The 13501-nt window shown below is 52.1% G+C and carries 7 protein-coding genes and 1 pseudogene; 4 read left to right on the top strand and 4 right to left on the bottom strand.

From position 1 onward, the window contains the following. Window positions 1-4: 4 nt before the first annotated feature. Window positions 5-463 (bottom strand): hypothetical protein, encoded by a 459-nt coding sequence (locus AB1N33_RS15655; protein WP_411272504.1) that lies wholly within the window; start codon window positions 461-463, stop codon window positions 5-7. A 165-nt stretch (window positions 464-628) separates the two neighbouring features. On the opposite strand from AB1N33_RS15655, the gene AB1N33_RS15650 reads away from it, so the two are divergent. The 4 genes from AB1N33_RS15650 to lysC all read left to right on the top strand — a co-directional run bounded on the left by AB1N33_RS15650 (window position 629) and on the right by lysC (window position 6367). Further along, window positions 629-1714: a PQQ-dependent sugar dehydrogenase gene (locus tag AB1N33_RS15650; protein ID WP_411272503.1), complete on the top strand. Its 1086-nt coding sequence runs from the start codon at window positions 629-631 to the stop codon at window positions 1712-1714. Between the two features lie 150 nt (window positions 1715-1864). Continuing rightward, window positions 1865-4477 carry a bifunctional aconitate hydratase 2/2-methylisocitrate dehydratase gene (acnB, locus tag AB1N33_RS15645; RefSeq protein WP_411272502.1) on the top strand — a complete coding sequence of 871 codons (2613 nt, stop codon included), beginning with the start codon at window positions 1865-1867 and terminating at the stop codon, window positions 4475-4477. 69 nt (window positions 4478-4546) lie between these two features. Next, window positions 4547-4978: a DUF192 domain-containing protein gene (locus AB1N33_RS15640; protein ID WP_411272501.1), complete on the top strand. Its 432-nt coding sequence runs from the start codon at window positions 4547-4549 to the stop codon at window positions 4976-4978. A 39-nt stretch (window positions 4979-5017) separates the two neighbouring features. Next, window positions 5018-6367, top strand: a complete 1350-nt coding sequence (gene lysC, locus AB1N33_RS15635; RefSeq protein WP_411272500.1) for a lysine-sensitive aspartokinase 3 — start codon at window positions 5018-5020, stop codon at window positions 6365-6367. Window positions 6368-6532: 165 nt separating this feature from the next. Here lysC and AB1N33_RS15630 read toward each other — a convergent pair. The 3 genes and pseudogenes from AB1N33_RS15630 to AB1N33_RS15620 all read right to left on the bottom strand — a co-directional run. Beyond that, window positions 6533-7267, bottom strand: a pseudogene (locus AB1N33_RS15630) (methyl-accepting chemotaxis protein); the annotation flags it as partial. A 644-nt stretch (window positions 7268-7911) separates the two neighbouring features. Further along, on the bottom strand, window positions 7912-10389 hold the full coding sequence (locus AB1N33_RS15625; protein WP_411272499.1) for an Ig-like domain-containing protein: 2478 nt from the start codon (window positions 10387-10389) through the stop codon (window positions 7912-7914). A 254-nt stretch (window positions 10390-10643) separates the two neighbouring features. Beyond that, the gene (locus AB1N33_RS15620; protein ID WP_411272498.1) at window positions 10644-13112 is read right to left on the bottom strand and encodes an Ig-like domain-containing protein; all 2469 of its coding nucleotides are present in this window, start codon (window positions 13110-13112) and stop codon (window positions 10644-10646) included. Window positions 13113-13501: the final 389 nt, after the last annotated feature.

The raw sequence follows: 13501 nt of genomic DNA, 5'->3' as shown, positions 1-13501 counted from the left end.
ATATTCATGAGGCTGATGGAGAACTATTCAGCAGGCGTAGCCGGCAAAATACCGCCCCTCCCGCCGCTCCGGCCAGTGCCTGCAGAATAAACCCGGCGGTACTGCGTGCACCCGCAATTAAGGTGACATTGAGCAGCGGCTGCATGGCCAGCAGCATGGTCATGACAGCCAGTGCGCCGGCCAGCATATACAGCGCTAAGGCGCGCGAGGGTAACTGTGGTCGCAGCAAAAAGCGCACAACCAGCATCGCCAGCAACAATGCCACCAGCATTGCAGAACCATAGGCGGGCAGCAGCCCCCACAGATCATAAACTGTCATTGCCAGCCAGTCTTTCACTGGAATGGACACGCCGACCGACGTCAGCCCGGTCAGTACCATCTGTGAGTGGCAGATGCTGGCGAGCACGTATGCCACAATCCAGGCGGGGATCAGTGTCACAATAAAGCGGAATAGTACTGCCACTGCGGGTTCCTCAGCGTTGTGTAATGTGATTTGGCAATGTTAGCCGGGTTGACAACAGATATACGACAGCATAACCAAAAAAGATGTCAGCATACTAACCTGATCGCATTTTCCGTTTTTCCCGTTTAGGATACCACCACCTTAGCTTTTATCTTTATCAGGCTTATGATCCGACTTCTCGTTAGTGCCGGTATGCTGTTTGTCAGTTTAGTGGTGTCCGCACAGGAAACGCCGCCGTATACCGTGACGCCGATTGCTGGTCCACTTAACAAGCCCTGGACGGCGGTGGAATTGCCCGATTCACGCTGGATAATTACCGAACGTGACGGCCATGTGGTGGTTGCCGATGACGACAGTCTGACCCGCTATCGCGTGCCGTTACCCGGGCTGTATGTCGACGGGCAGGGCGGACTGCTTGACCTTGCTCTGACCCAGGATTTTACTCTGTCAGGTAAAGTCATGCTGACCTACGTAAAGGGGACCGCTGACGCCAACACCATGGTGATCGCCAACGCAGATATGGCGCCGACCGGGCAGCTTAAAAATATTACCCCGGTACTGGAAGTTACACCCACACGCGCGACGCCGGTGCATTATGGAGGCCGACTGGCAGTATTGAATGATGGTACCTGGCTGGTGACATCCGGAGACGGCTTTGACTATCGCGAACAAGCTCAGGTCATGTCGTCCCAGTTTGGAAAAATTCTGCGTTTTCAGGAAAATGGAACCGCACCATCTGACAACCCGTTCCCGGATGCGCCCTACGTTTACACCCTGGGCCACCGAAATCCACAGGCGCTGGTGGTCGACGAACAGTCAGAGACTATTTTCGCCCATGAACATGGCCCGGCTGGCGGAGACGAAATCAATCAGATTGTAGCGGGCAACAATTACGGCTGGCCGGTGGCGACGCTGGGTCTGGACTACAGTGGCGCGAAAATTTCTCCATTTAGCGCGTATCCTGGTATGACCGCGCCACTGGTTAACTGGACACCGTCTGTCGCGCCGTCGGGCATGGTCAGGTACACAGGTAGCCTGTTTCCGTCACTGCAGGGCAGTTTGCTGGTCACCACGCTAAAAGCGAAACAGTTATTGCATGTCGATTTGACGAAAGAAACACCACAGATTCAGCCAATATTTGCTACGCTCAATCAACGGCTTCGTGACGTCACACAGTCACGAGCAGGTGCGGTTGTTGTGCTGACTGACGGTGATAATGCACAGCTGCTTGAAATTGTGCCGGCGCAATAGCCGGGCTGAATACCGGCTATAAACGCAGTAAAACCGGATTAACATTCAAATTTATGCACCAAGCCGTTATAATTCCGCCGATTTATCAGTCATGACCTGCTACAAGACCGTTCATTTTTGTGTGGCAGGTATAACCAAGAGGAAGAGATCGTGTTACAAGAATATCGCAAACACGTAGAAGAACGTGCGGCCGAGGGGATCCCTCCCAAAGCGCTGAACCCTGAACAGGTAGCGGGCCTGGTAGAACTTCTTAAAAACCCGCCGGCAGGCGAGGAAGACTTTTTGCTGGAACTGATTTCTGAGCGCGTTCCTCCTGGTGTTGACGAAGCCGCTTACGTTAAAGCCGGATTCTTAAGTGCCATCGCAAAAGGTGAAGAGTCATGTGACCTGATCTCACGTGAGAAAGCAGTTGAACTGCTGGGCAACATGCACGGCGGTTACAACATCGCGACCCTGGTTGACCTGCTGGATGACGACGCACTGGCGCCACTGGCAGCGAAAGAACTGAAACATACTCTGCTGATGTTTGATGCCTTCCATGACGTGGAAGAAAAGCACAAAGCAGGTAACAGCCACGCGACTGACGTTATGAAGTCGTGGGCAGAAGGTGAGTGGTTCACTTCACGTAAGAAGATGGACGACAAAATGACCTACACCGTGTTCAAGGTAACCGGTGAAACCAACACAGATGACCTGTCTCCGGCACCGGATGCATGGTCTCGTCCTGACATCCCGCTGCACGCCCGTGCAATGTACAAAATGACCCGTGACGGCCTGACGCCGGAAGAGCATGGTGTAGTGGGTCCAATGTCACAAATTGAAGAAGTGAAGAGCAAGGGTTACCCGGTTGCTTTTGTCGGTGACGTTGTCGGTACCGGTTCATCACGTAAATCGGCGACTAACTCTGTACTGTGGTTCTTCGGTGAAGACCTGCCAGGCGTTCCTAACAAACGCGGTGGCGGTGTCTGTATCGGCAGTAAAGTGGCGCCTATCTTCTTCAACACTATGGAAGATGCCGGTGCACTGGTATTTGAAGCCGATGTAGAAAAAATGAACATGGGTGATGTGATCGACATCTACCCGTATGAAGGCAAAATCACTAACCATGAAACCGGTGAAGTGCTGGCTGAGTACGATTATAAGTCTAAGGTTATCCTGGACGAAGTTCGTGCAGGTGGCCGTATTAACCTGATTATCGGTCGTGGTCTGACCGAAAAAGCCCGTGAGTCTCTGGGCATGGGTCCATCAGATCTGTTCCGTAAGCCAGAGCAGCCAGCTGACAGTGGCAAGGGTTTCACCCTGGCACAGAAAATGGTGGGCAAGGCATGTGGTATGGAGGGCGTTCGCCCGGGTACCTACGTTGAGCCTAAGATGACGACGGTTGGTTCGCAGGACACTACCGGTCCTATGACCCGCGACGAACTGAAAGATCTGGCATGTCTTGGCTTTACTGCCGATTTGACCATGCAGTCATTCTGTCACACGGCGGCGTATCCTAAGCCGGTTGATATCGAAACTCAGCACACACTGCCTGACTTCATCATGAACCGTGGTGGTGTAAGCCTGCGTCCTGGCGACGGTATTATCCACAGCTGGCTGAACCGCATGCTGCTGCCTGACACTGTAGGTACCGGCGGTGACTCCCACACCCGTTTCCCTCTGGGTATTTCATTCCCTGCGGGTTCTGGCCTGGTGGCCTTTGCGGCGGCGACCGGTGTTATGCCACTGGATATGCCTGAGTCGATCCTGGTTCGCTTCAAAGGTAAGCGTCAGCCTGGTATCACACTGCGTGACCTGGTACATGCGATTCCTCTGTATGCCATCAAACAGGGTCTGCTGACCGTTGAGAAGAAAGGCAAGATCAATGCGTTCTCAGGTCGTATCCTTGAGATTGAAGGTCTGGAAGATCTGACCGTTGAGCAGGCGTTCGAATTGTCTGATGCATCAGCAGAACGTTCTGCTGCCGGCTGTACAATCAACCTGTCTGAAGAGTCGATTGCCGAGTACCTGCGTTCAAACATCACCATGCTGCGCTGGATGATCAACGAAGGCTACGGCGATCCGCGTACCCTTGAGCGTCGTGCACAGAAGATGGAAGAATGGCTGGCGAATCCGCAGCTGATGCGTGCTGATAAAGACGCAGAATACGCTGAAGTGATTGAGATTGACCTGAATGACATCAAAGAGCCTATTGTATGCTGCCCTAACGACCCGGATGATGCGAAGACATTGTCTGACGTTGCCGGCGATAAAGTAGATGAGGTCTTCATCGGCTCATGTATGACCAACATTGGTCACTTCCGTGCCGCCGGTAAGCTGCTTGAGCAGTACAACAAAACACTGCCTACCCGTCTGTGGATTTCACCACCAACTAAGATGGACAAAGCGCAGCTGATGGAAGAAGGCTACTACAACATTTACGGTCGTGTCGGTGTGCGTACTGAAATGCCGGGCTGTTCACTGTGTATGGGTAACCAGGCACGCGTGGATGCCGGTGCGACGGTACTGTCTACGTCTACCCGTAACTTCCCTAACCGTCTGGGTGACGGCGCTAACGTATACCTGACGTCTGCTGAGCTTGCCGCGGTGGGTGCTATCGTTGGCCGTATTCCTACAACGGAAGAGTACATGGAGTACGCCGGTAAGATTGATTCAATGGCAGCTGATGTCTATCGTTATCTGAACTTCGACAAGATCGACAGCTTCAAGAAAGCGGAAGAAGATGCCAAAGCTAAGATCATCCCAACGTTGAACGTTGCCTGACTTGGCGTATAAACTGACAAGCCGGGCACCGTAAGGGCCCGGCTTTTTTTATACCAGTAAGGAAGACCTATGCGAGTGTTGTCACGTGCGGTACTGATTGGCTTGCTGCTTTTGCTGACCGGCTTTACCGAAGTGCCGGTGGCGTTTGATAAAGCAGAGATTGAAATTAACGACACCACGTACCCGGTGGAATTTGCCTACACGTTTGAGCAGCGGGCACGCGGTCTGATGTTTCGCGAGAGCCTGTGCGAAAACTGCGGAATGTTGTTCTTATTCCAGCCCGAAAAGCAGGCCAGCATGTGGATGAAGAACACGCTGATTCCGCTGGACGTGGCATTTATCGACAGAAACGGCGTGATTACCGACATAAAACCACTCAAGCCGCATGACCTGACGTCGGTCGGCGCATCGAAAGTGGTGACGTATGCGCTGGAAATGAACCAGGGCTGGTTCGCTGAGCACGGCGTACGTGCCGGTGACCAGATCATTATCCGACACTAACGATATTGTATCGTTGAACCCGAACAACCGGAGTTGACCGTGACAAATGCTTTAACCATTGCCAAGTTTGGTGGTACCAGCGTTGCGAACTATCCCGCAATGCAAAATTGCGCCCGCATTGTGCATAGTAATCCAGATACCCGTATTGTGGTGGTCAGTGCTGCCGCAGGCGTGACAAATCATCTGGTTACGCTGGCTCACACCGCGCTTACCCAGGATCAGATTGAAGCCACCTGTCAGGCCATTACTGATATCGAGCTGGCCATCGTCAATGCGCTTCAGGACAAGTCAGATGTGGAGCCTAAACTACAGGATCTGCTGGACGAAATGCGAAGCCTGGCATTTCATGAGGAAATACTGCACCGCCACGACTTAAAAGATCAGTTGTTGTCGATGGGCGAGCGTATGTCATCGCTGTTATTTGCCGAAGTGCTGGCAGAGCAGGGGGCCACAACCATCAACTTTGATGTGCGCAAGGTGCTCAGAACCGACAGTGAGTTCGGTGCCGCAGCCCCGGATATTACTGCTATTGCAACATTGTCAGAACAATTGTTGAGCCCGGAAATTGAGCATGCTGTGGTGGTCACGCAAGGGTTCGTCGGGGCCGACGCAGAAGGTCGCACCACCACGCTCGGTCGCGGCGGGTCAGACTTTACTGCTGCGCTGCTGGCAGAAGCCCTGGATGCCGAGGCCTGTGAAATATGGACCGATGTCACCGGCGTTTACACCACCGATCCGCGAATTACACCCGCAGCCCGTCCACTGCCTGAATTAAGCTTTGAGGAAGCCGCTGAAATGGCAACGTTCGGCGCGAAGGTACTGCATCCAGCCACCATGGAGCCGGCACTGCGCAAAGACATTAAAGTGTTTGTCGGTTCCAGTAAAGAGCCGGAGAAGGGCGGTACCTGGATCATGCGTGACTGTGAACATGAGCCGCCATATCGGGCAATTACCCGCCGCAAAGAGCAGGTGATGGTCACAGTGAAAACTCCCAAAATGATGTATGCCCAGGGCTTCCTGCAGCAGGTCTTTGCAATTATTGCTAAACACCGTTTAAGTGTGGATCTGGTGACCACCTCAGAAATCTCAGTGTCGTTTACACTGGATAATCCTGCTAACTCGGTGGCACAGCGTCTTAATAAAGAAACCATCGCGGAACTGGAAACGCTATGCGATGTGAAAGTGGAAGACGGGTATGATCTGGTTACGGTGGTCGGAAACAACATGCAATCTGCACCGGGGATCACCAGCAACATTTTCGCTGCAGTGGCAGATTACAACCTGCGAATGATTTGTTTTGGGGCCAATCCGCACAATATGTCATTTCTGGTGGATGAAGCGACCAGTTCGGATGTAGTAAAAGAACTGCACAAAGCACTGTTTGAATAATCTTGCTGCACACCGGGGGGGTGATGCATGACTATTCAGGAACGCAGATAGTGGGTACGCGGGCGATATGGCTGATTGTGGCCGTCGTCGCCCGATTTACGGCGTTTGCACCGCGTTTACCACCTTTTGCAGTCCGTCATTCAGGCGTTCAATGGCATTGGCCACTTCGCTGACCATGTCTGACGCCTGATTCGCCTGTTCGCAGGTACTGCCAAGGCGCTTCGCGACACTGCCGGTCAGTGACTCATTGGCACTGACCACATCATTAATTTCCTCCGTCGATTTGCTGGTTCTGCCGGCCAGTGCCCTGACTTCATCAGCGACCACGGCAAACCCGCGGCCCTGCTCACCTGCTCTGGCGGCCTCAATGGCAGCATTCAGCGCCAGCAAATTGGTTTGTTCGGCAATACCTGTAATCGTACTGACGATAGCACTGATCTTCTCAGACTGCGCCAGCAGCTTATCCATTTCGCCGGCAACACCGGTCAGCTCTGTTGATACGGTTTGCATTGAAGAGGACATCATCTCGAAGGTTTGTGACGCTTCTACAGCAACCTGTTCGGTTTCAACCGACGTGTCGCGTATAGTGGCCTGTACTGCCTGCTCACCCAGTACCCGCTGGGTAACGTTAGTGGCAAACAAAATCACTTTATAAACCTCATTCTTGCCGTTTTTGATGGGGTTATAATTTCCCCCGATGAAGACGGGGTCGCCATTAGGGGTTTGCCGGGGAAACAGACCCGGGATGAACTGCCCCTGCTTTAATGCGTCCCACATCTGACGATGTTCACTGTCGCTGATGATATTCGGTGGACACAGTTGTTTGTGCTGGATCTGCTCGGGTTTTACTCCTTTTAAATGAAAGGCATTGGCGAAGTTGTCATTAAATGCCAGGCACTTTCCTGTCGTGTCGAATTCTGCCACGACCATAGAGCGGTTGATGGCGGCATTCATGCGCGAGCTGTCTCGTAACTGGCGCTTTTGGTCAGTGATATCTTCAACAATGTGTAGGTAGTGGTCAGACTGGCCCTGAGGATTTCCTGTATACAGCGTTAATACACTGAACCAGCTAAGCAGGCCGTCCTGCTGCCGGAAGGGTAACAGCCAGCGGCTTTCCTGACGTTCTCTGGCCGTTCGGCACCAGTCTTTGAACTTTCCGGGTTCTCCCCAGTGGCTGTCAAACAGCGTGGTAATAGAGGTATTCAGTAACGTGTTTTCGGCCCGTGACATCAGCTTTGCTACTGGCAAATTAACGTAGGTGATTTCACCACCGCCTGTGGTTTCCATACAGGGCACACTGGTACGCAGATTACTGAGCAGGGCAGATGCCATTTGTTGTTCTGCCTGGGCTTCGTGGTCAATGATCGTCGGCGAATCTTCTCGTTTTCTGAAAAACACGGAGGCTTCCTTTCGTTGCAAGCGATAATGCTGTATTTCCAGTGTAGTTAGCCTGATAGAAAAGGTGTGATTTATTTGGCAGTTATCAAACAAAAAAGCCCGCCTGATGGCGGGCTTTTCGCTAAATAACAAGCGAACGTTAACGATTAACGTGACACGTCTTCGTATTTTTTATCCATCGCCTTCAACGTTTCCTGCGACATGATTACCGGCGCAGCGGACAGGCTGGAGTTTTCCCATAGTTCAGGATACAGCTCCTGCCAGTTGTATTGTTTTACCGGGGCAAGACGGGGGGCCAGGAGCAGAGGATCTGTTTCACCCCAATACTCACTGTTGTATAACCAGCCGAACGATTCGAGCGAGAACATCATGCCATCGTCTTCAACGGTAAGCAGGCGCCATTGTCTGCGTCGCTTGTAAATATCTTCTCTGTAACCGTCCATCTGTACGGTATTTCCTGCCCGGGACCACTGCCAGTTAAGGCTTTCTCTATCTGTGATAAATGACTGATAGTCATCATCGAAATTAGGATAGTAGCGCCCGAAGGTGCCATCTTCGTCAAAGTAGAAACCGAACAGGATATCAACAGTCGGAATATCCTCGTTCCAGCTACTTTCGATGTGACCATTAATCATGGCGGTCCAGATAACCGGCAGATCAGATGTTACCTCCACGTCGGCGACAGCAGCCTCATCAACCGGTACCAGTTGTGCTACGTATTGGTAACTGCCCTCTTCATTTGAAGTACGGAAGAGCGCTAAGAGGCGTGTTCCAAAGGTTTTAAACGGCTGGATGTGATAGGTGTTGCCTCCGACTGACATACTCAGTGCGTCACCGGCCACGTTCCATGTACCTGCCATGCCACCCAGTTCGGTAGACAGCGTCTTATCACTGTCAAAAGACACCACGTCATACATCAGACCGTCATATACGCCAATCGGCTCGGCCTCACCCTCTACGTAGTAGGTTTTCTGCGAGTTGAAATACAGCGCCCAGTCAGATTCAGTCACCGCGGCTTCAGACACTGCGATCACTGACGACATATCGGCATACTTCATCACCGAGGTAGCGCTGTCTGTGTAGCTGAATGAGACCGGCACTTCTGCATCGTGATTCAGCGTCAGGGTGTACTGGTAATTGGATGTCCAGGCGCTACGTACAACACCATCTGAGTCGCTGTTTTTCAAAAACTGATCAGAGACGCGGGTGGTGGTAATGATTGGCTGGTAGCCGGGCACCAGACCGGCCTCACACATTGCGGTCATGCTGGCAGCCGCTTCTTCACCCCACTGCTCAATGAACCAGTCGTTCTGTTCATTGCCACAATAAGAGTAACCGATACTTTCATTGCCAGACGTGAATGTGGCAGACACGACACCGTCGGTCAGTTCCCATTCAAAATCAGAAATAACCACGGCACCGTTGTAGTCAGCGCGGGACGCTGTACCTGTTCCATCTGCATTGAAGGTAAAGACATCCCCACCATAGACCAGTGTTTTGCGCGAGAAGAACTGTGCCCAGGTCTTACCCGCAACATCATCGTTGGTGTAGTTGGTCGCCAGCGCCTCGTCTTTGAGGGTTTCTTCAATGGCGTCATTGAGCGCGTTCTGGTGCTCTTCGGTAGGCGTGCCGTCCTCATTCAGAAAGCCATTTTCCTGAAGGTAGGTTGTAGTGGCCTCTTCAATGGAGGTGTCAGGGTTACTGAATATGGTCAGCGTGGTCTCGCCCTCTGGCAGCGGGTAATCCGGGTTGTCGGCCAGCAGTTTGATAAAGCCAGCCAGTGCCATCAGGGCGTCGTCGTTGAGCTCAGAGCTAAAGTCAGAGAAAGTGCCTTCTCCCCCGTTTTCAACATACTCGCCATAGAGCAGGGTTGAAGCGGTAGACACATGTGACACAATCAGCGAGGCATCACTGTCACTGCTGATGGTGCGTCCGTCTTCGGCGGCCATCAGGCGTGGAGCATTGCTGGCCGGGGTATCTTCGCCGGTCAGTGCCATCAGCGTGTCGGTGAATGAGCCTAATGACGATACCAGGCTGATATGGCTTTGTTCGCCCACACCGTTACCACTTAGCAGCATGCTTTCATTGTCATCACCACTGACCGTGATAGTCAGCTCATAGCTGCCGGAGGCGTCCGCCTGGGTGGTAAAGGTTTCACCATTTACCGTCACTGATACCTCCGCATTGGCGACCGGCGCATCGGTCACCAGTCCTGACAGGACCAGCGACTGACGGTTAGTGATGGTGATCTCACCCGTGGCGGTATTTTCGCCGTCGCTGATTTCATAGGTGAGGGTATCCACACCCATCGCGAGATTCTGTGGGGTATAGACAATCATGTTGCCATCAATGGCCGCGCTCCCGAGTGTCGCGGTGTCAGAGATTTCGGTGATGGTCAGGGTATCGCCTTCGGCATCCGCGTCATTGGCAATCACGTCAATGGTAATGGCAGCACCGTTTAAGGTGTCAGCCACGTCATTTTCTGTGGTTGGTGCAGTGTTAGCGGGTGGCGGTGGTGGCGTTTCTGGTGTCGGTGCAGAGCTTGATGAACCGCCACAGCCAATAAGTAAACTGACAGTGGCGGATAGTGTCAGTGCCCGAAATGGTATTTTTTTATTGTTCATTTTTGATCCTTCGAGGGAGCATTAATTTCCTGTTTCCAGGCTGGTTCACGCCGGTGCGCTGGAAAATTGTGGGAAGGAACAACATAACGAAATCGACGGGGAAGTAGGGTTCGTAGCGTCCTTGCCATTGGCGCTTAAACTAGCGTTTAAATTTTGTTCAGGCAATCACTTATTTCTGTCAGACATACACTGTTACAAAAAAACAGCCCGCATAATGCGGGCTGTTGCGTTGCCGGAAATGCCTGGACGCATATTTAGTGAGATAACTTCTCGTATCGCTTGTCCAGCGCCATGATCTCGTCTTTAGACATACCATCCGGTGTAGCGGAGAAGGTCGAGTTTTCCCACTGTTCAGGATAAAGCTCCTGCCAGTTGTATTGCTTTACCGGGGCAAGGCGTGGTGGGAGTATCAGAGTATCTCCACCCCAATATTCACTGTACAGCCAGCCGAAGGACTCAAGAGAAAACATCATGCCATCCTCTTCAATGGTTATCAGTCGCCATTGTCTGCGTCGCTTGTAAGCGTAAGGTACAAATCCGTCCATTTGCACTGTGTTGCCATCACGAGACCACTGCCAGTTCAGATTGTCTTTGTCAGTAATGATGGATTGGTTGTCGTCTCTGGTGTCCGGATAATAACGTCCGAATGTACCGTCTTCGGCAAAATGATACCCAAAAAGAATGTCCAGGGACGGAACATCGCCATCCCAGTAGCCCTCAATGTGACCATTAATCATAGCGGTCCAGATAACCGGCAGATCAGATGTTACCTCTACCTCAGCGACAGCGGCCTCATCAACCGGTACCAGTTGTGCTACGTATTGGTAATTACCTTCTTCATTTGAGGTGCGGAAGAGTGCCAAGAGGCGTGTTCCAAAGGTTTTAAAAGGCTGGATATGATAGGTGTTACCTCCGACTGACATACTCAGTGCGTCGCCAGCCACATTCCATGTACCTGCCATGCCGCCCATTTCGGTAGACAGCGTCTTATCGCCGTCAAAAGACACCACGTCATACATCAGACCGTCATACTCCTCAATGGGTTCGGCTTCACCATCTATGTAAAACGTTTTCTGCGAGTTGAAATACAGCGCCCAGTCAGATTCAGTCACCGCGTCTTCAGACACTGCGATCACTGACGACATATCGGCATACTTCATCACTGAGGTAGTGCTGGTGGTGTAGCTGAATGACACCGGTACTTCTGCATCGTGATTCAGCGTCAGGGTGTACTGGAAATTGGATGTCCAGGCGCTACGTACAACACCATCTGAGTCGCTGTTTTTCAAAAACTGATCAGAGACGCGGGTTGCGGTAATGATTGGCTGGTTGCCAGGCACCAGTCCTGCCTCACACATTTCTGCCATCGTCGTTGCGGCATCTTCTCCCCACTGCTCAATGAACCAGTCGTTCTGTTCGTTGCTGCAAAAAGAGTAACTGATACTTTCATTACCTGACGTGAATGTGACAGACAGGACACCGTCGATAATTTCCCACTCAAAATCAGAAATAATCACGCTACCAAAATAGTCCGACCGTGATGTGGTGCCCGTTTCATCTTCATTAAAGGTAAAGACATCCCCACCATAGACCAGTGTTTTGCGCGAGAAGAACTGTGCCCAGGTAGCACCTGCAACATCATCACTGGTGTATTTTGCAGCCAGCGCCTCATCTTTGAGGGTTTCTTCAATGGCGTCATTGAGCGCGTTCTGGTGCTCTTCGGTAGGCGTGCCGTCCTCATTCAGAAAGCCATTTTCCTGCAGGTAGGTTGTAGTGGCCTCTTCAATGGAGGTGTCAGGGTTACTGAATATGGTCAGCGTGGTTTCGCCCTCTGGCAGCGGGTAATCCGGGTTGTCGGCCAGCAGTTTGATAAAGCCAGCCAGTGCCATCAGGGCGTCGTCGTTGAGCTCAGAGCTAAAGTCAGAGAAAGTGCCTTCTCCCCCGTTTTCAACATACTCGCCATAGAGCAGGGTTGAAGCGGTAGACACATGTGACACAATCAGCGAGGCATCACTGTCACTGCTGATGGTGCGTCCGTCTTCGGCGGCCATCAGGCGTGGAGCATTGCTGGCCGGGGTATCTTCGCCGGTCAGTGCCATCAGCGTGTCGGTGAATGAGCCTAATGACGATACCAGGCTGATATGGCTTTGTTCGCCCACACCGTTACCACTTAGCAGCATGCTTTCATTGTCATCACCACTGACCGTGATAGTCAGCTCATAGCTGCCGGAGGCGTCCGCCTGGGTGGTAAAGGTTTCACCATTTACCGTCACTGATACCTCCGCATTGGCGACCGGCGCATCGGTCACCAGTCCTGACAGGACCAGCGACTGACGGTTAGTGATGGTGATCTCACCCGTGGCGGTATTTTCGCCGTCGCTGATTTCATAGGTGAGGGTATCCACACCCATCGCGAGATTCTGTGGGGTATAGACAATCATGTTGCCATCAATGGCCGCGCTCCCGAGTGTCGCGGTGTCAGAGATTTCGGTGATGGTCAGGGTATCGCCTTCGGCATCCGCGTCATTGGCAATCACGTCAATGGTAATGGCAGCACCGTTTAAGGTGTCAGCCACGTCATTTTCTGTGGTTGGTGCGGTATTAGCAGGTGGCGGTGGCGGCGGATCCTGAATCGTCGTATCTGAGTCAGAGCTGCCACCACAGCCAGACAGCAACGCCGCTGTCATGGCTGCGCCACAGAGAGTAAGTTTCATGTTTTCCATTGCGTTTTCCTTAATTACGCTACCGGCAGCGAAATACAACAACAGATAACCGCGAGCTATACGCAGGTGACTACCGGATAATGAGAAGCTGTACATCACCTTTTATTGCTTTTAATTCGAAAGGTGCTTGCGGATAAACAGGGGGGCAAAGCGGTCGAGACTGATCATGACGAAGAGCGCGTCATGACAACGGCGTATCTCACTGGTAACGTTGCTTCCCTGCTTACCATTGAGCAAAAAGTAGACAAAGATTGGTGGTTGTGCAAGAAATGACTAGTCCTGATATAAGTTGACACTTATTTCAGTTTAAAGCGCCCGGTGAACTTCATCGGGCGTTTTGTATTTTAGGGCCAGATGCGGCCTTTTCTCATTATAAATCGCGACAGACT

It is taken from the genome of Alteromonas nitratireducens, from assembly GCF_040812025.1.
Classification (GTDB): domain Bacteria; phylum Pseudomonadota; class Gammaproteobacteria; order Enterobacterales; family Alteromonadaceae; genus Alteromonas; species Alteromonas nitratireducens.
This window is presented reverse-complemented; position numbering and strand designations above follow the sequence as displayed.